This is a genomic window from Pararhodobacter sp. (assembly GCF_036802785.1).
Taxonomy (GTDB): Bacteria; Pseudomonadota; Alphaproteobacteria; order Rhodobacterales; family Rhodobacteraceae; genus Pararhodobacter.
The window spans coordinates 14,125-31,897 of sequence record NZ_DAIRVN010000023.1 but is presented as its reverse complement, the minus strand read 5'-3'; the positions used below and the strand labels follow the sequence as shown (position 1 = coordinate 31,897).

Sequence of the window (17,773 nt, the reverse complement as noted above, 5' to 3'; positions counted from 1 at the left end):
CATGCAACCAATGCACAACTATTCGGACGCTTTGTGTGCCGCACGGTGTGTCGCAGATCGCGTTGTCAGCGAGAACTTGCTGGAGCGCCACGCGACTTTTCGGCCCATCTACCATCACATGGGTGCCGTCTTGGCTGACTCTGTCCTTCAGGCCGGGCTGAACTACACTAAAGTGGTTAAACCGCGAATCGAATCGATTCTGAAGACGTTTCCCCATGCGGCGACGATTAACGTTCTAATTGATGTAATCGCGATCGAAGGCAGCCCGAAATTCTTACAATGGGAGCACTTCGAAAAGGTTTCGCGCTTTGATGGCTTGGTCGCCTTTGTCGCCGATGCGCAAATCGAAAGCACGGATGACTTGGGTGCAGCCCTTCGCGACGATGGCTTCAGAGCCGATATCCGACAGGTGAAAGGGGTTGGCCCGAAGACCGTGGACTACATGGCGTGTCTCGTGGGAGTCGATTGCATTGCAGTAGACCGCCACATCAAAGGATTCGCGGAATCTGCGGGTCTCGAAAATGACGGTTATGATTACTTGCGGGATGTTTTCAGCTACGCTGCAGACCTACTAAGCATCTCACGGCGAGAATTTGATGCCCAGATTTGGCATTATCAGTCGATGAAAACAAGAAAACAACTGCAGTTTGACATCTGATTGCTCTAACCGAATTCGGGTGTGGGGCACGTAGGCAAGTTGATATCGGCGTGGCAGGCAGCGCAGGGTTTCATATCAGGTTGCTGTAATTCCACACGGTAAAAGCGCGTGTATCAGTAAACCGATTGTTGCGGTTGCATCTGCGGGTGGCGGCTGCGCGGATTGAGAGGCCCACCCCGCCCTACCTCCTTTGGGACCCCCGGGGCCGCTCATGCGGGCACCCTAGGCTGCGTCGGCATCCTTGAGGATGCGATAGACAGAAGCTCTGCCAATACCCAACAGCGTGGCGATTTCATCAGGCTTGAACCCCCGCGCGCGATACCGCAAAACGTCCGCAGACTTGGCCCGTGCCGTTGGCGCACGCCCCTTATACCGGCCCTCTGCCTTGGCCTTCAAAATGCCATAGGCTCGGCGCTCGGCGAGCCGGTCGCGCTCGAACTGGGCAAAAGCACCCATGCACCGGACAAGCAACATCTGGGTAGGGTCTTTAGGGTCCAGCGGTTTCTCCGACAGGTCAGGCAGAAGCCAAATGACGTGCTTGTTTACGGGGTTGGTGATGGCGGCGTCAGCCGCTGACAGGTCTCGGAATGCACGGTCCAGCTTACTAGCGACAATGCAAACAGGCCTTGTTTCGTTGGCGATCTGGTTCGCTTCGCGCAGCATTCCTTCGAAGATCGGACGCTCATGGCGGGTGCTTGCCTCCTCATAGAAGAAGCGGGTGCACCCCCGCGCTTTCAAGGTAGCGATCTGATCATCCCAGCCCGCCGCCTGTTCGGTCTTACTGACGCTGACGCGTACGTAACCCCACTTCTCCATGTCCATCACCCCCGATTCTCACAAGCTTCTAGAGGCATTGATAATGTCTCACTGAGATAAGAGTCAATACCATGTGAGACGGATTCCGGGATGGATTCTCAATATCTTTGGGGACGTCCCTAGTGAGACTGGCGGGCGCGTGGTGGGGTGTGTTTCAAGGTGCCGGTGCCGGTGGTGGATAACGGCGAAGTATAGGCAGTGGAGTAGCGCGAGAGGCGGGCTGTGTCAGTCTGACTGAGAGGCGCTGACTGTCAATCGGGGTGTGGATGCCCAGCGGGTGGAGTCGGGTGTGGTGATGGGCCTGCAGCAGTTCTGTGGACGCCCGCGCCAGTCCTTCGAAATGGGTGCGAGTTTTCGCGCCAGTGGAAAAATGAGTGCGTGTCAGTCAGCGCGCGTTAGCGCGGGTGCTGGTAAATAAATGGGGAAATGTCAAAAGTGGCTTGCAGTGGTCTCGATTTCGGTTGGGCAGATCGTAGCATTTTGCAACAGAATGAGCCGAGTTCACACGCGACCGGTCGGGGGGCGCTGTGCGGGGTTTTGGCGGTGGGAGGGGATACACGCTGTCACCCCTCAGACCGGCTGACGCCGGGCATCACCCAGCCAGCAAGCGTGGAGTGCGCTCTATTTGTCCGTCCCAGCGAAATGGACAAATAGAAGACAAATAGAAGGCCCAACAAAACAAGGCCGTTTTGCTCTATTTGTCTATTTGTACTATTTGTCTAATAGATATAGGGCTTCTCCCTTTCGCCATCATCACGAACCTCACGGAAGCCCCGCCGGACCCCACCGCTTACGACACCACGCCATGACGGTCAGCCGGGTGGGGCTATGTAAAACGGCGGGACAAACGAGACAAATGGACGAATAGAAGGTAAGTTACTGATATTTAACGACTTCTATTTGTCTATCTAGTTGTCCACCGCACGGCCATGTAGACAAATAGCGCGAGGCCTGCGTTAGCAGGCCCCGTCCTTCCCATCCCCGTCCTCATCGATGCCATGGATAAAATCGCCCCGGACGCGAATGTTCTTGTTGCCGCTACCTTCGCTCGGAACGTGGTCGTGCCACCACTGATCCTGTTGGCCCTTCTTGCGTTTGATAAGTGCCTCAATCTTCGCGAGTCTGTCGGCAACGGATTTCGCATCATCGAGGATGCCCAACCCCTTTCCCAATCGATCCAAAGGTAGGACGTAGGTTCTTGCCCTCATTTCTGCTTCAGAGCCGAGGGCGCGCATCTTCTGCGTAAGCTCTTTGTCAGGCCTGCCGTTTGGGGCGAAGTGCCCGAAGTACCCGAAGATTTCCTGCCGGTTGAACTCTCTATCGTCGTGCACCGAAACAATAGAGCCGGTTTGGATACCGCGAATGACCGCGCGTCGGATGTTGTCAACAACTTGCCGGTCGGTGTCGAGGTGACCCGTACGCGCTGATAGCGTGTCCGCCAGAAGGCCGCGCATCATCTCTCTGACGGGCACCTGCATCCCGAAGATACCGGCCTCCTGCGCAATTTCGCCTGCGACGGCGAAGATGGCAGCAGCCCGAACAACACGGGTGCCCGCCCCCTTGGAGAGATTCGACCACTCGGCTTCAACCTCGCTGACGCGAGCCTTGACCGCATCCCTGCCTAGCTGTGCCAACTTCTCAGCGAACACCGGCCCAGAGACCCCGTAGACGCCCGAGTCCTCATAATTCGCAAGCGCCCGGATAGCTGCCAGTTCCTCGCTTGCCGGGTCAAGGATCGCAGCGGCGTCATAGTTGACCGAAAACACACGCGCCACGGCCCCGGTCTTCACATCCGCATCTTCTGCCGCCATCCGGTTTACAAAGCCGACTTCCGCAGAGGTCACGATGCAGGTGCGCCAAGTCAGGGTAGCGCGGTTAGCACCATCGGCGGTGGCCCGGCTTCGCCCCGAACCGTCCGCCCATTGCAGAATGAGCCGCTGTTTTTCCTCGGCTGTGATTTTGGCAGCCCCTTCCTCATCAAGCGCCAAGACAGAACCGTTCGCGCGAACCGCGTTGTTTTCAGCGGCGTTAGCCGTGGTGTCAGCGGGTTGGAGCAAGCCCTCCGCCGTGGGGATAGACCAGTGTGCTGTCCCGGCCTTGGCTGCCGACGACTTTCCACGGGTGGACGCCCCCTCATGTGCCAGTACAAGTGATACCTCGTTGCCGATGTAATCCACCACACAGCCCACCAGCCCGGCCAGATATCCCGGCAGGAGATACCGACCGTTGATGCCTGTCAGGGCGGTCGTGGCAAAAGCGTGGTGCTGAGCAAGGGTCCCCTGCGTCCTAGTGCTTACGCGAAGCTTGGGATTGAGGATGAAACGCTTGCCGCCCGCGTTCACGATGGCACCGGTTGGCGCTATGTACACGTCGCCATGCCACCCAGCCTTGTTAATCAAGACAGCTTCGTTCGAGGTGTTAACGGAGCGAAACAGTCGAATAAGCGCGGCAGTGTCCGCCATCGCGTCCAACTCCAATCCTTCATCGGCGAGACGCCCCAAGAATGTGCCGGACTCCTTGAAAGTGTCACCGATGCTGTAAACCGACTCTACGATGCCACCTTCTGCCGACCGATGCTGATATCGAATCGTCACGTCGGTAGAACGCCCATTGGCGGTTTCCCCGAACGCGAAGAACGGCACCTCAAAGGCGCGACACATCCGCCTCCACCCAGATTCAGGGTCGTTTGACTGTGCTTCAAACCAGCCATTCCTATACCGGGCAAAGGTCGGCAGCCATTGCGCGTTCTCAGCCGCTTGCTCCACGGTCATGGGCGTAGCATCCGGAAGCGGGACATAATCAGGGCGCCTGGCATTTTTCCGCTTTTCGGCTTCGGCTTCGCGTTCGGCCTGTGCCACACCGGCGGCAGCTTCTTTCCAGAGGGTGGTTACTTCTGTCTTGTTGAAGCCGGACTCAGATACCGCGTCTCGGATCGCATCGGCCCTGTCAGCTTTGCTAGCCTCGTCGCGGATCATCTTGCGGAAACGTTTCTGCAACGTTGAGGCGGAAACTTTTCCACCATCGGGTGTTTCGATCACCTCTGAGTCGTCTTCGTCTGCCCCATCCTCAGCAGGCAGGATGAACTCGTCGTCGAACAGTACCTCTTCAGGAAACCAGCCTTGACGTAGCGCTTCCTCAAGAAACTGCAGCTTGTGCCGCCCCTGACAGGCGTCGTGGTGACAGAACCACGTCCAGTAGCCGCGTTGACTGTCGAGGGCGTTTACCGCCATCGTGGCGAAACCGCCCTCTTTGGAATGCTCCGCCTCGAACGGGCATTCTACATGTACATGCCCCTGAGCCTCGCCACCCGCAATCCGGACACGATCCGGGCAGTAGGTCTCCAGAACTTCTGCCAGCAGGAAGCGCTCCTTGGCCCGGCTATGCCACTCGTTCAGAGACTTACCAGAGGGTGTGTACGCCATAGGGGGCTTGTCGCCCGCGTCTGCAATACCGCTGGCGGCTTCGAACGGGTTCAGCTTGCCGCGTTTACTGGTGTACAGCGACTTCTTGTAGGGTTCGATTTCGGCAAAGGTGAGCGCACGTCCTCGCACGATAGCTGCATAGTAGTCATCCGCGTCCGCTGCATGGCGGGCGGTGTAGAAGAGGCGCGAGGGGTCCGTACAGGACGTGTCGAAGTGCACGCCCAGAAGATTCACTGCCAGACCGGTGACCGTGTCTTCCCAGATCGCCAGCGCATCATCATGCCGCTCTGCCAGATCAACAATCTTGACAGCTTCAGCCAGAGGGAAAATCAGGCGGAACTTTTCGAGCGGCGGCGTCGATAGCTCGATCACCACCCCCTCCTTGACCTGTTTCTTCGGGTCGACGATCTCCACCTGAGCGATGAAGTTTTCCTCGTAGCGGTTCTTGTCGAAATCCCGCAAGTACTGGCGTACTTCTTCGATAGATGGATCGCCCTTGATACCAAGCTTCCGCAGAACATCATCACGCTTCAGATGAAGGCCGCGCTTGCCGTGATTAAAAGATGTATAGGCGAGCGCACACAGGCCGAGAGACTCAACCTTCGCCAGAACCTTGTCGAGGCTGGCTCCGGAGTCAATATCGAGGCCGATGGCAAACATATTCTCCATCGCCTTGGCCTTGCGGGCCTTTCCAATGGACGAGCCTAGGACGATACAGACACCTTCCTTGTGCTTTCCGACAGGGTGGCGAGAGAAACCCCACGCAGGGGTGTTCTTCGTTGCGGCCTGCCCCAGAATCCAGTGCGCCCACAGCATCTTGGTCTGTGTCCACTCACCGTCCTGCGTGTTGCGGCGGTCGCGCGCGCCCCACATCTCACCATTCAGGAGGGTAGCCTCTTGTGCAAGCAACGCGTCGAACTCGGGGGAGTCTTCCCCCCAGAATTCAGCGTCGTTTACCGACGTCGGTTCGTCCACTTTCGCGGGTTCGTCGGTCGCCGGGCTTAGCCTGCTAACGCAGGCTTCCTCTACATCGCTCGGCACCGTTTCCGATGATACCTCTGGCTCGGTGCTCTGGACGCGCGCCGTGTCACCGTTCAACGCCTCAGTCGAGGGCAGATCGCCGATAATGGTTGCATCTTTTTGGCGGCGGGTCGGGAACTCAACCACATTCCAGTCGGAGACGTAGTGGCGGCGCAAGTATCTGAATCGCTCAGGCCAAGTGCCAGCGGCCTTGACGAAGGGGTCTTCGATGACCTCCGATTCAGGGGCAATGTTTTTTTCGAAGGTCATCGCTACTCTCTTTCTCTGTTCAGGACGCCAACAAGGCGCGGATTCTGTCGGTGGTGGTGATCATGTCGGCGCGCACACCGTCGTCCATGAGGCGGAGCGCCTTGTCGGCGAGGGTCGCCGTCAGACGGATCAGCGCGGCCTCAGTCTCGAAGGCGCGGTCGGGATGGGCGGGAAATTTGGTGACGTTCATTTCTGGGTTGCCTCTCTTGTGGATTTGGTGGGTGCAGCGGGCCTAGCCCCCTCGGCGCGTTTTGGTCAAGGGGAATCTCGGACGGTAAGTCTCTGACTATTATAGGAAAATGAGCTTCAAGCGTAGTTTTCAGCTAACATGGCTGTCACGAGATTGTCATGTGCTAAAACTTTGCGTGACAGTTCCGCCGGTTAACCGAATCCGTCCCGCCACGGGTTCGAAGGCGGCAAAAATGTCACACTCCCTGAGGAAATGCGGGCTGCAATCTCGGCAGCGTGCGGTGTTCGGCGCGACGCGCAGAACGTTCCTCACGTTCCCGGCGGGCTTGAACGAACTGGTGAGGTTGATGCTGGGCCATCAGTCCAGCCCCAACTCGCGCTGTAGGGAGCCGTCAACGTCCACGGCCTTGAGCCGCTCCTTGAACGCTCTGGGGTTGTCGATCTTGACGATGTTGCTCCAAGTTGCGCACGGCGGTCGTTTGAACCACTCGCGCCCGGACCAAGGTTTGAAGCCGCATTTCCGAAGAACCTTTTGCGTCAGCCTTTCGCCGATCTGAATTTGAAGCTGCTCGACCGTGTCGGCCTCGATCCACCATTCAACACGGTCGCCCGGAACCAGCCCGGAAAAAAGGAGCGCCAGCTCCTTGACCACTTCCTTTTCCAAGAACTCGGGGGCCAGAACCCGTTCGAGTCCCTGACCGGGCAGGTACTTGAACTCGCGCATTTCTTCGCGCGTCAACTTGCGCATACCTTTGTCGGTCATCTTGTATGAGCCGTCCGAATAACCGTTCCGGTAGGTGTGACCTAGCACGCGTTTTTTATTCGGGTCATATATCCGCATTGCATGCGCGGTGAATTTGGATAGTCCTTGATTCTTCATGTTCGTGTCTCGTTTGATGATGATGATGTGGTTAGTTAGGTGGCACGCCTGTGGTCGGAGATACACGCACAGGCGCACTCAGCGCTGCCGGGGGTGGCAGCGCCTCAGGACGGGTGGTAATCCCCGCCTGATTTCGTAGGACCGCTAACGCGGCCCTGTATTATCGATATTTGCTGGTCGCCTCATCGTGCGCCCGATGGGCACGACTGCGCGCGCGCGCGTCTGCGTCAGGCTGACCACCGCCACACTGCATCAACGACAGGAGCATGTTAAACTGCGCCCCTGACAGAACGTTGTTCCAAATTGTCACCCTCGTTCCATCGGCCCTTGCCGATGACACGCAGGCCGACAGAGGGCCTGTAGCTTTGATGCGGGCGGCAATTTCACGCAAGTTCATGTTGCACCGCGTCGAAGTAAACGCCCGGTAGAACGGACTCGGCTATCGCCGTGACCTCCCGAACAAATTCTGCCAGTGACTCAGCACGTTCGCGACTCTTCTCAGCTTCGCGCATGCGTGCATACCAAAACTCACGCCTTTCCTCATCTATGATTTCGGCCACGTTTCTGAGAGAGACTCCGGCGGCAGTTTGAATCGCCTCCCTCAATTTCTGGTCTTGTCGGGCGTAGCTCAAAATGTGTTCATCGAGAGGACGCCCATGCTTTTCGGCAGACATAGCGGCTCTGGCAGTAAGCAGGCAGCAAGCGCCGGGGCTATTAAGGACGCTGTGGCGTAGGTCTGAATTTTTCATTTTAGAAAGCCCATCTCGCGCGCCATCGATATACGCACGGCGGGGGACGAGATGCTCCTCAGAATGCGGATGGCTACGGCCTCCTCCTCCACTGACATCGTCGGGGGCGCAGTGCGGGCCGTCTGAGCCTTGCGTTCCGCGTCGATCTCCCTTGCAAGCGTCATTCTGGCGCTCCGAGACATTCTACTCAGGTCTGCATGCAGTGCTTTGTCACCCTTTTCAATCAAAGTCGCGACCTCCCGGCGGCGAAGTTGTTCAGCGACATCTGGCAAGCGCTTTGCAGCGTCAAGAACGCTTTGGTCAAGAGGCTCTTCGCCAAAAACAGCGAGCTTGACGCTAGGCAGGCCTTTCAAGGCCTCACGGTCGTTTTCGCTGAGGGTCAATCCTTCAGCGGCAAGAGTCGCTGATACATGGCCTGTAACCGCGTCGAATCTGGCGAGAAAACGGGCATTATCGCCAATGGCTGTGTTGAACGATTCAATTGTCATTTGTCTTATCCATGTTTTGTGCGGAACCGCACGTGTTCATAGTCTGCTAGCGTGGGTTCGGAGGGGGCGGGGTCGTTACATGGCTCAATCAAGCGTCGAACGTGAGACGTTTTTATCTTGAAGGCGGTGGCGATAATTGCCGTGAGTGCGGTTTCAGAATCCAGAATTTCTGCAATACCGGAGTCGGTTCCACGCGCGCGTCGGTGGATGGCGGAACAGCATTTTGCCGATGACAGGGCCATGCGTCGGAGGGCGGGGAGATTGCTCATACATATTCGCCGTCTTCGGCCCCCAGATATTCCGAGGTCAGTGGAGAGCTACTGTGGATCATCGCAAAACGGCGCGCCCATTCTGTAAAGCTGCTTCCTGTCTCAAGGGCTGAAGCGTCGGCTGTGAGGATATACCGGAGTGCGCCGGGGTCCCGGATAACCAAGATTCTAAGGCGCTCCGCATCTGTCATCATGGCACTGGAACGCATCGCCTTTCCCAGCGCGTAAAAAAACGAGCGACGTACTTGCGATAGCCGTTCAGCCCCACCATCTACATAGTTGGAAATGAATTTCTCCAAGGCTTCTGTGGCGGGTATAGCCTCATCCCCACCAACGAAAAAATGGCCGTCGTCTTGCGCCAATTCTGCGAGCTTTCGATATGCCCCGGCGTATTTACCCTTTGTTCGGCCCAACGTCGCAAGGACGTCCGGTAGTGGATACCACTTGATTCCCCGCACCGTCTTTGACGGCGTGTTTTTCAGGTGCAAGTGCACGACACGAGGGCCTAGCCCGGTGGCCAATTGGTAATCGTACTGTCTAATGCGCAAAGGCATTGTTCACACTTTCGGTTATTCGTTTCTTTATGCTTGTATCTATCTCAAATTTGTGCTGGCGAGTCCATCTTTTGACCGAATCGGTCACGCTTTTTTTCTGAACGCGCCGGGCACCTGCACAAAGGCAAGATGGAACTGAGCAACAGAAAAGGCCCCTAACGGGGCCTGTAACTATCTGATTTTTTGATGAATAATCGGCGCAAGGGACAGCGCCTTTATGGCTTGCCGTGCCGGTGTCGTGGTCGATTCCTTGGCGGTCTGATAGCGCGAATCAGTCCGGAAATTTTTTGTGCACGGTGGTAAGTGGTGCACGCTGTAGGGGCGATGACAGGACGGCACCGGAGCACAGGGCGTCACCGCACCCTGTTCCAGCCTCTACCAGTACTCGATTGAATCGAGCGCCTTACGGATTAGCTCTAACCCTTCGTCGGTGTCACCCGTGAGGGTGAGATAGTGCGCCAAGGCCCCCTTCGTACGGTGTCCGATGATGTCGCGTATGACGTCGTACGTCACCGGAATCCCCTGTGTTTTGAAGACCATTTGCAGCTTGCGCACCATGGTATCCTTGAGGCTGTATAGGGTCTGCTTTTCGTCTGTGATACCGGCGGCGGTTCGGACCTCGGCGAAGTACTTTCGCAGGCTTTTGCTGAGTGCTTCCGGGGCTGAGGCTTTGCCGCGTGGCGCTCCCTTATATGTCTCAGCCGCAGCGGCCTCTAGCTCGCGCTGGAAGCCCCCTGCGGCGAGGAACGCGGGTAGGTCCGCCAGATGCTTGGAGAGGGGCAGGGTGCGCCTCTGGTGCGTCTTTGTGTACTTGATTTGGATCGTGTCGCCGACGATTGACTGACTGGTCAGGTGCCACACTTCAACCGGACGCAATCCCGTGTACAACATTACTCGAACTGCCATGAGGAACGCTTGCCGCCGGGACGGCGTCAGCCGTGTTTGGGCGTCCGGCCCCCATGCGCGCTGCATCTCGCGCCAAAGGTCTTTCATCTGCACGTCGGTGAAGCTCTTCCATCGCGTGTTCTGAATATCATCCTTGATCTTGCGAAGTTTCACGCGTGGGAACTGAATATCCCTGTACTCTTTCCAGCGGTCGGGGGCGGCGTTCCAGACCATGCGAAGGGCCGCGATGTACTGGTTAATTGTAGCTTCTTTCACAGGAGCGTTGTCTGCATCCCCGGTTCGCAGATAGTCCCGATACTGGATGATGGTTTCGTGGTCATAATCCCACAGGGGCTTGTTGCCCGCGAATTTTTTGAACCGGTTCACCTTACGTCGGATTCCGTCCGCCGTTCCTTTCCGGTGACCTTGGTCGCGGGAATAGGGTTCGAGAAGCTGAGACAGGCGCAGGGGGTGCTTTGTGTCTTTCGGCGCGATTTCTTTTTCCCGCGACTCCACCGCCGTCCGCATTGCATCGAACATGAACCCGTCAGCGCCGGTAGGCCGCGCGGTGGTGACAGCAACGCCGGACTCCGGGGTGATCGCGCCGACAAGAAGCTCTCCGGACATTGAAACCTGCACGGGGGCACTCAGACTGGTAGCCTGACCTTCGCCCCCGTATGCGAGGGCTGTGAACAGGGACAGCGTGTCGCGCTCTTGCTCAAGGGGCAGGGCGCTTGCGGCATCTAATACCGTGGCAGTTTGCTTCCAGCGATCCGCCGGGTCGGTTGCTGACAGCTTGACGGCGGCTTTCAACACCGCCCCTTCGTCCGCAATCGCCTTCAACTCAGCCGGGGTCAAAGGGTCCGCCGGAACAGGAAGAATCGAGTCATAGTATTCGGTCAACTCGCGAGCGCGCCGCGCCATCTCGGCGGGGTCGGTCCCGAGTGAGTGTTCCCAGACGCGCGACGGCGGTATGATGGGGCGGATGTCGGCAGGGCCGGGCTTTGTAGACAGGAAAGCGGGTACAGGTCCCAACGCGGTGATGCTTTCGGTGACCCCCTTGGGTACGCGTCTCTTGAACAGGTAGATGCCCCGTGCGGTCTTGGTGACGTATCGTGGTAAGTCTTTGTTCTTGGACCTTCGCTTGTCTGTTTTCTTCGCCATGTGGGGCCTTTGTGGGTGATTTGGGTGTGACTCTTCTCCGTTTTGTGTGTGACTCTTGGGGTTGAAAGGCAAGAGAAAAGTGTATGTTATCAACAAAATAAGGGATTCAGGCCCTTGGTGCGCAAATCAAATCCGTTATCGCCCACCATTTCCTTACCGTCAGATGCCGCTCTCGCCATTCTTGCCGTGGTCTTCAGGGCGAAGCCCTTTTTACGCATTAAGCCCTTCCTGTCGGCGCGATGGCGGGTAAGCTGTGTGCCGGAACAGACTCACGACCCAGACAGGAAAGCCCATGCTGCCGGAATACGCCCACCACCTTCTGCTTGTGTTTGCCGCCTACCTGATCGTGATCGCCAGCCCCGGGCCCAGCACGATGGCGATCATGGGTGTTGCCATGAAGCAGGGGCGCGCGCGGGCGATTGCTCTTGCGCTGGGGGTGGTGACGGGCAGCATGTTCTGGGCATTTCTGGCCGCGACCGGCATTTCCACCATTCTGACCGCCGATGCCGGTGCGCTCTTGGTCATCAAGATCGCCGGGGGTCTTTATCTGCTTTATCTCGCATGGAAATCTGCCAGAGCGGCGCTGGCGAGCGATGCCGCGCAGATGAAGGTTATTCCCTTTGCCAGCAAGGCCACGCTTTATCGCCGGGGGGTGTTGCTGCATCTGTCCAACCCGAAAGCCGTTCTCGGCTGGCTCGCCATCATGTCGCTGGGTCTGCAACCGGACGGGCCGCCCTATACGCTGCATGCCATCATCGCGGGCTGTGCGGTTCTGGGGCTGATGGTCAATGTGGGTTATGCGCTGGTCTTCTCGACAGCGGTGATGGGCCGGGCCTATCAGAAATCCCGCCGCTGGATTGAGGGGGCGCTTGCTGCATTCTTCGGCTATGCCGGTTTCCGCCTGCTGCTGCTGAAGCCGTAAGGCGGCATGACCCGCCCCGCGCTTCATCCCGCAAGCGAGGCGGATGCTGACAGCCTTGCCGATCTGCGCCTCAAAGCGATGCGGCCCAGCCTTGAAGCCGCCGGGCGGTTTGACCCCGAGCGGGCGCGGCGGCGCTTTCTGGACAGTTTCACCGCAGCCGATACGCAGAACATCCGGCTGGGCAGCAGTATCGCCGGGTTCCTTGTGCTGCGCGTGCGGGCGGATCATCTTTATCTTGACCACCTCTATATCGCCGCGCCCTTTCAGCGGCGCGGGATCGGGCGGCAGCTGGTTGAGGCGCTCAAAGAGCAGGCCGGGGCGCAGGGCCTGCCGCTGCGCCTGACGGCGCTGAAGGGCAGCGCGGCGAATGCGTTTTACCTGTCCTGCGGTTTCCGGCTTATGTCAGCCGATGCGCTGGACAATTTCTATCAATGGCAGGCGGATTGAGCGCTTCCGCCCGGCCACGCATCTTTGCGCTTGCCGCCGCCCGTGGCTGCGATAGCTTGGCGCAAACTGGCGAGGGAGGGTCTGATGATCACGCTTTATGGATGTCTGCGGTCGCGCGCGTCGCGGCCCTGGTGGCTGCTGACCGAGGCCGGGGTTGAATTCACGCATGAGCCGGTCATGCAGGCCTACCGGCTGCCTGACCCTGCTGCGGCGGACGCGCCCTTCAACACCGCCTCGCCCGCCTTTCTGACGATCAACCCGCAGGGACAGATTCCGGCGCTGGAGGATGACGGGCTGGTATTGACCGAGTCGCTGGCGATGACCCTGTATCTGGCGCGCAAATACGGCGGCGATCTGGGGCCGCGCGATCTGGCCGAGGAAGGGGAGGTGCTGCAATGGGCCTTCCTTGCCGGCACCGCTGTTGAGGCCCCGGCGCTGGATATTCTGTTCACCTATGTGCGCGGCGAGGCCGACAGTGAAGGTGGCAAGGGCAAGATCGCTGCATCCGTCACCGCGCTCGCCCGCCCGCTTGCGCGGATCGAAGCGCATCTGAAGGGTCGTGACTGGCTGGTCGGCGGGCGCTTCACCGTGGCCGATCTCGCGCTGGCGGAATGCCTGCGTTATGCCCAGCCCCATCCGCCCGCGCTGGCGCCGTTTGAAGCGGTCAGCGACTGGCTGGCGCGGTGTCAGGCGCGCCCGGCGTTTCAGGCGATGGTGCAGGCGCGCTCCGCGGAACCGGCCTGAGCGGGAAACATCTTTACAAAACCGGAAATGTGGTTATATTGGCGCCATGACACAGAGTGACCCGCAATTCTCGGCCACAGTGACAGCGCTTGCCGCGCTGGGGCATGATGCCCGCCTGTCGATCTTCCGCCTGCTTGTGCGGGCGGGGGAGGAGGGGTTGATTGTGGGCGAGATCGGCGCGCATCTGGGGCTGGCCCCGTCCACGCTGGCGCATCATCTCAATGCGCTGGTCGGGGCCGGGCTGGTTGTGCAGGAAAAGCGTGGGCGCGAGGTGATCAACCGTGCCGATTTCGCGGCAATGCGCCGCATGATCGGCTATCTGAGTGAGGAATGCTGCATGGGTGTGGCGCCCGTGGCTGAGCAGGCAGGCGCGCGCGCGGGCTGAGGCTGGGCGCGGGCTGAGAGGTTGGTGACAAAGGGCCCCGGGGCTGACGATGGCGGCATTTTTTTGGCGAAAAGAAACTATAAAACCGGAGATATGGATATGGTGGAGCTTTCTTCAACACCCCCGCAACCGGCAGGCGTGGTGCTTGCGGGCCTCTGGCGGCGAGGCAGGGTCTGGCTGGCCTCGGCGCTGGTACTGGCGGTGCTGGCGCTGTTTGATGCGGGACAGGCCGGGCGCTCAGCGGGGTTCGTGGTTTCGGCGCTGGGGTCGATCGCGCCGTTCCTGCTGCTGTCGATCCTCTTTGCGGGCTGGGCGGGGGCCACGGGGGCCGATGCGCTGATTGCGCGGGCCTTCACCGGCGCGCCTGCCATGATGATTCTCTTCGGGGCGCTGGCGGGGGCCTTGTCGCCCTTCTGCTCCTGCGGGGTGATCCCGCTGATCGCGGCGCTTCTGGCGGTGGGCGTGCCGCTGGCGCCGGTCATGGCCTTCTGGCTGGCCTCACCGATCATGGACCCGTCGATGTTTCTGCTGACGGCCGGTGTGCTGGGGCTGGAATTTGCCGTGGCCAAAACGCTGGCCGCCATCGCGCTGGGCCTGATCGGCGGCTGGGTGGTATATCTGACGGTGCGCGCGGGCGGGCTGGCAGAGCCGCTGCGCGCGGGCGTGGGCAATGGTGGCTGCGGCGGTGCGAAGGTGCGCGCGCCCAAACCCGTCGTCTGGCGCTTCTGGCAGGACGGCGCGCGGCTGCAGAAATTCCGCCGCGATTCGCTCACCATCGCGCTCTTCCTGCTGCAATGGCTGGTGCTGGCCTTCCTGCTGGAAAGCCTGATGCTGCGCTACATCCCCGCTGAAACCGTGGCTTCCGTGCTGGGCGGCGAGGGCCTGCTGCCGATCCTGACGGCCACGCTTGTCGGTGTTCCGGCCTATCTGAACGGCTATGCGGCCTTGCCGCTGGTTGGCGGGCTGATGGGGCAGGGCATGGCGCCGGGGGCAGGTATGGCCTTTCTGATCGCGGGTGGGGTTACCTCGGTCCCGGCGGCGATTGCGGTCTGGGCGCTGGTCAAGCCACGGGTCTTCGCGCTCTATGTTGCGCTGTCGCTGGGCGGGGCTTTCACGCTGGGGCTGGCATTTCAGCTCTGGCAGACCCTCTGACGCACGCTCGGACGGTGCACCGGGCGCGTTTTTCGCCGCAATGCGGCTTCACAGACGCGCCCGGTCAGGCTATGGGGTCAGGCTAAGGGCATCGCCAGGTATTCAGACCCGGTATTCAGACAGGAGGCGCGCATGAAAGCGGCTGTCATCACCTTTCCCGGTTCCAACTGCGACCGCGATCTTGCCGTGGCCTTTGAGGCCGCAGGCGCGCAGGTCACCCGCGTCTGGCACAAGGACGCCGAGCTGCCTGCGGGCACCGATGTGGTGGGCCTGCCCGGCGGGTTCTCGTTCGGCGATTATCTGCGCTGCGGGGCGATTGCCGCGCGCTCACCCATTGCGAAAGCCGTGGTGCGCTTTGCCGAGGGTGGCGGTCATGTTCTGGGTATCTGCAACGGCTTTCAGGTGTTGGTGGAAACCGGCCTGCTGCCCGGCGCGCTGATGCGCAACGGCGGGCTGAAGTTTGTCTGCAAGCCGCTGGTGCTGACGGTGGCAAGCACCGACAGTGCCTTCACCAGTGGCTATGCGCCGGGCCAGCAGATCACCATTCCCGTCGCCCATCACGATGGCAATTATCAGGCCGATGCCGAAACGCTGGCGCGGCTTCAGGGCGAAGACCGGGTGGCGTTCCGCTATGCCGACAATCCCAACGGCTCGATGGATGCCATTGCGGGCATTCTCTCGCCCAACCGCCGGGTGCTGGGCATGATGCCGCATCCGGAACGCGCGATTACCCCGGTTCATGGCGGCACCGACGGGCGCGCGCTGTTCGCCGGGCTGATGAGCGCCTTGGCGCTGACGTGATCACGCCCCGCGCCAGCGCCGCTTGAGCAGCCGGGCGGGCGGGCGTAGGTTGAGCGCATGAGTACCGATCTGTCCTCGACAACGGGTGCGGAGCACCCCGGCGGCGCAGCTGCCACGGGCGCTTCGGCCAGGGGCGTGGCGCATGCGCCCGCCGGTCCGGCCACCGGCCCCGGCATGCTGGCCGACCGGCCGGTGCCGGAAATCGCCGCGCAACCCGGTCTGCGCAGCGGCATGCCGCTATGGGGCAAGTTCTTTGTCGGCATTCTGGTTCTGGCGGCGGCGGCGTCGGTCTGGGTGCTCAACAACTGGCTGACCGAGAATTTCACCGTGGACACCCGCAACCGCGCCGAGCTGCGGCTGGTGCTCTATGCGGGCAATATCGAATCGGAACTGCAACGCACGCAGGTGGTGCCGATCCTTCTGGCGCGTGACCCGGCGCTGCGCGAGGCGCTGCAAAGCTCCAACTACGTCTCCATCTCGCAGGTGCTGATGGATGTGCAGAACGAGGTCGGCGCCGCGTCGATCGAGCTGCTGGATACCCAGGGCCGCGTCGTCGGCGCGACCGACCGCAACCGGCTGGGTGTCCTGCGCGTGGCGGAGCCCTATTTCGTTGAGGCCCGGCGCACCAATGACACCATCTTTGCCGTGCGCGAGCGCGACAGCGGCGGCTACGGCTTTGGCTTTGCGCGCGCGCTGCGGGTGGGCGGTCTGCTGCTGGGGGTGGTTACGGTCGAGGTGGATCTGGGCAAGTTCGAGCGTGCGTGGTCAGGCTTTACCGATGCCGTGGCACTGGCTGACAGCGAAGGGCGCATCATCCTTGCGACCGAGCCGCGCTGGCGTGGCCGGACCGAGGAAGAGGCGCTGGCTCTGCGCGATGCGCCCTCGGCCATCCTGCGGGCCCTGCGCGCGACGGCGGACTGGGCAGGGCGCGGCCCGGATACCTTTGTGTCGAATGTCGGTGTGCTGCGCTCTGAAACGCGGGTGCGTCACCGGGGCTGGAAGCTGATCTCCTACACCCGGTTTGACGGGGTGCGCGAGCAGGTGAACGGTGTTCTTGCAATCGTGATCATGGGCTATGCGCTGCTGCTGGCACTGCTGTTTTATCTGTTTTCCCGGCGCGCCTGGTCACAATCGGCGCTGTTTGAGCAGGAATCCGTGGAACTTCGCAAGCTCAACCTGCGTTTACAACGGGAGATAGCGGCGCGGCAGAAAGCGCAGGAGGAGTTGACCGTGGCCGAGCAGACGCTGGCGCAATCGTCCAAGCTTGCCGTTCTGGGCGAGATGTCGGCGGCTGTCAGCCATGAGCTGAACCAGCCACTGGCCGCGATGAAGACCTATCTGGCGGGCGCGCGGTTGCTCCTGAACCGGCGGCGCGCCGAAGAAGCGCTGGTGTCGTTCCAGCGCATTGATGACCTGATTGACCGGATGGGTGCGATTACCCGGCAACTGAAATCCTATGCGCGCAAGGGCGGCGATGCCTTTGCGCCCCTTGATCTGCGCGACTGCATCGCCGAAGCGCTGACCATGATGGAACCGCGCCTGCGCGAGCGCCGGGTGCTGGTGCTGCGCACCCTGCCCAACGAGCCGGTTCTGGTGCTGGGTGACCGCCTGCGGCTGGAACAGGTGATCATCAACCTGATGCGCAATGCCGTGGATGCGACCAACCAGATCAACGCGCCCCAGATTGACCTGATCCTCTCACAGGGTGAAACGGTCAGCCTGACGGTGCGCGACAACGGCCCGGGGATCTCTGACATCGATCAGGTCTTTGAGCCCTTCTATACGTCGAAACAGCCGGGTGAGGGGGTGGGGCTCGGCCTTGCCATCTCATCGGGCATCGTTGCCGATCATGGCGGGCGGCTGACCGCGCGCAACATACCCGAGGGGGGCGCGGCATTCGAGATTGTCTTGCCGCTTCTGAGCGAGGCCGAAGGCGCGGTGGGCTGACAGGCCACCAG

The 17,773-nt window shown here is 60.4% G+C and carries 16 protein-coding genes; 8 read left to right on the top strand and 8 right to left on the bottom strand.

All coding sequences use genetic code 11. The annotated features are described in order from the left end of the window. Position 1 precedes the first annotated feature (1 nt). Positions 2 to 658 carry a hypothetical protein gene (locus tag V7Q53_RS10115; protein WP_333828419.1) on the top strand — a complete coding sequence of 219 codons (657 nt, stop codon included), beginning with the start codon at positions 2 to 4 and terminating at the stop codon, positions 656 to 658. Between the two features lie 222 nt (positions 659 to 880). On the opposite strand, the gene V7Q53_RS10110 is transcribed toward V7Q53_RS10115, so the two are convergent. The 8 genes from V7Q53_RS10110 to V7Q53_RS10075 form a co-directional block, all read right to left on the bottom strand. Continuing rightward, entirely contained in the window at positions 881 to 1,480 is a 600-nt protein-coding gene (locus tag V7Q53_RS10110; protein WP_333828418.1) for a recombinase family protein, read from the bottom strand. Between the two features lie 950 nt (positions 1,481 to 2,430). Then, positions 2,431 to 6,186 (bottom strand): DUF927 domain-containing protein, encoded by a 3,756-nt coding sequence (locus V7Q53_RS10105; RefSeq protein ID WP_333828417.1) that lies wholly within the window; start codon positions 6,184 to 6,186, stop codon positions 2,431 to 2,433. A 19-nt stretch (positions 6,187 to 6,205) separates the two neighbouring features. After that, the gene (locus V7Q53_RS10100; RefSeq protein ID WP_333828416.1) at positions 6,206 to 6,376 is read right to left on the bottom strand and encodes a hypothetical protein; all 171 of its coding nucleotides are present in this window, start codon (positions 6,374 to 6,376) and stop codon (positions 6,206 to 6,208) included. A gap of 357 nt (positions 6,377 to 6,733) precedes the next feature. Beyond that, positions 6,734 to 7,255 carry a hypothetical protein gene (locus V7Q53_RS10095; protein WP_333828415.1) on the bottom strand — a complete coding sequence of 174 codons (522 nt, stop codon included), beginning with the start codon at positions 7,253 to 7,255 and terminating at the stop codon, positions 6,734 to 6,736. Positions 7,256 to 7,638: 383 nt separating this feature from the next. Further along, a complete protein-coding gene (locus V7Q53_RS10090; RefSeq protein WP_333828414.1) occupies positions 7,639 to 7,929 on the bottom strand; it encodes a hypothetical protein in 291 nt (96 codons plus the stop codon). A gap of 71 nt (positions 7,930 to 8,000) precedes the next feature. Next, positions 8,001 to 8,492 (bottom strand): hypothetical protein, encoded by a 492-nt coding sequence (locus V7Q53_RS10085; RefSeq protein WP_333828413.1) that lies wholly within the window; start codon positions 8,490 to 8,492, stop codon positions 8,001 to 8,003. A 265-nt stretch (positions 8,493 to 8,757) separates the two neighbouring features. Further along, entirely contained in the window at positions 8,758 to 9,249 is a 492-nt protein-coding gene (locus tag V7Q53_RS10080) for a hypothetical protein (RefSeq protein ID WP_333828412.1), read from the bottom strand. 441 nt (positions 9,250 to 9,690) lie between these two features. Further along, complete coding sequence (locus V7Q53_RS10075) at positions 9,691 to 11,364, bottom strand: tyrosine-type recombinase/integrase (protein WP_333828411.1); 1,674 nt, start codon at positions 11,362 to 11,364, stop codon at positions 9,691 to 9,693. A gap of 292 nt (positions 11,365 to 11,656) precedes the next feature. On the opposite strand from V7Q53_RS10075, the gene V7Q53_RS10070 reads away from it, so the two are divergent. From V7Q53_RS10070 to V7Q53_RS10040, 7 genes are all read left to right on the top strand, one after another. After that, positions 11,657 to 12,286, top strand: a complete 630-nt coding sequence (locus tag V7Q53_RS10070) for a LysE family translocator (protein WP_333828410.1) — start codon at positions 11,657 to 11,659, stop codon at positions 12,284 to 12,286. A 6-nt stretch (positions 12,287 to 12,292) separates the two neighbouring features. Beyond that, positions 12,293 to 12,733: a GNAT family N-acetyltransferase gene (locus V7Q53_RS10065; protein ID WP_333828409.1), complete on the top strand. Its 441-nt coding sequence runs from the start codon at positions 12,293 to 12,295 to the stop codon at positions 12,731 to 12,733. Between the two features lie 84 nt (positions 12,734 to 12,817). Then, positions 12,818 to 13,477 carry a glutathione S-transferase family protein gene (locus tag V7Q53_RS10060; RefSeq protein ID WP_333828408.1) on the top strand — a complete coding sequence of 220 codons (660 nt, stop codon included), beginning with the start codon at positions 12,818 to 12,820 and terminating at the stop codon, positions 13,475 to 13,477. A 46-nt stretch (positions 13,478 to 13,523) separates the two neighbouring features. Next, positions 13,524 to 13,862 (top strand): ArsR/SmtB family transcription factor, encoded by a 339-nt coding sequence (locus tag V7Q53_RS10055; RefSeq protein WP_333828407.1) that lies wholly within the window; start codon positions 13,524 to 13,526, stop codon positions 13,860 to 13,862. A gap of 99 nt (positions 13,863 to 13,961) precedes the next feature. Next, positions 13,962 to 15,014 (top strand): permease, encoded by a 1,053-nt coding sequence (locus V7Q53_RS10050; protein ID WP_442954426.1) that lies wholly within the window; start codon positions 13,962 to 13,964, stop codon positions 15,012 to 15,014. A 132-nt stretch (positions 15,015 to 15,146) separates the two neighbouring features. Beyond that, a complete protein-coding gene (purQ, locus tag V7Q53_RS10045) occupies positions 15,147 to 15,815 on the top strand; it encodes a phosphoribosylformylglycinamidine synthase subunit PurQ (protein WP_333828405.1) in 669 nt (222 codons plus the stop codon). A 231-nt stretch (positions 15,816 to 16,046) separates the two neighbouring features. Continuing rightward, the gene (locus V7Q53_RS10040; protein WP_333828442.1) at positions 16,047 to 17,762 is read left to right on the top strand and encodes a sensor histidine kinase; all 1,716 of its coding nucleotides are present in this window, start codon (positions 16,047 to 16,049) and stop codon (positions 17,760 to 17,762) included. Positions 17,763 to 17,773 lie beyond the last annotated feature (11 nt).

Coding starts and splice junctions, on each gene's coding strand:
- V7Q53_RS10115 (WP_333828419.1), top strand. CDS start 2: ATGCAACCAATGCACAACTATTCGGACGCTTTGTGTGCCGCACGGTGT.
- V7Q53_RS10105 (WP_333828417.1), bottom strand. CDS start 6,186: ATGACCTTCGAAAAAAACATTGCCCCTGAATCGGAGGTCATCGAAGAC.
- V7Q53_RS10065 (WP_333828409.1), top strand. CDS start 12,293: ATGACCCGCCCCGCGCTTCATCCCGCAAGCGAGGCGGATGCTGACAGC.
- V7Q53_RS10060 (WP_333828408.1), top strand. CDS start 12,818: ATGATCACGCTTTATGGATGTCTGCGGTCGCGCGCGTCGCGGCCCTGG.
- V7Q53_RS10095 (WP_333828415.1), bottom strand. CDS start 7,255: ATGAAGAATCAAGGACTATCCAAATTCACCGCGCATGCAATGCGGATA.
- V7Q53_RS10070 (WP_333828410.1), top strand. CDS start 11,657: ATGCTGCCGGAATACGCCCACCACCTTCTGCTTGTGTTTGCCGCCTAC.
- V7Q53_RS10055 (WP_333828407.1), top strand. CDS start 13,524: ATGACACAGAGTGACCCGCAATTCTCGGCCACAGTGACAGCGCTTGCC.
- V7Q53_RS10090 (WP_333828414.1), bottom strand. CDS start 7,929: ATGTCTGCCGAAAAGCATGGGCGTCCTCTCGATGAACACATTTTGAGC.
- V7Q53_RS10050 (WP_442954426.1), top strand. CDS start 13,962: ATGGTGGAGCTTTCTTCAACACCCCCGCAACCGGCAGGCGTGGTGCTT.
- V7Q53_RS10085 (WP_333828413.1), bottom strand. CDS start 8,492: ATGACAATTGAATCGTTCAACACAGCCATTGGCGATAATGCCCGTTTT.
- V7Q53_RS10100 (WP_333828416.1), bottom strand. CDS start 6,376: ATGAACGTCACCAAATTTCCCGCCCATCCCGACCGCGCCTTCGAGACT.
- V7Q53_RS10075 (WP_333828411.1), bottom strand. CDS start 11,364: ATGGCGAAGAAAACAGACAAGCGAAGGTCCAAGAACAAAGACTTACCA.
- V7Q53_RS10040 (WP_333828442.1), top strand. CDS start 16,047: ATGCCGCTATGGGGCAAGTTCTTTGTCGGCATTCTGGTTCTGGCGGCG.
- V7Q53_RS10110 (WP_333828418.1), bottom strand. CDS start 1,480: ATGGACATGGAGAAGTGGGGTTACGTACGCGTCAGCGTCAGTAAGACC.
- purQ (WP_333828405.1), top strand. CDS start 15,147: ATGAAAGCGGCTGTCATCACCTTTCCCGGTTCCAACTGCGACCGCGAT.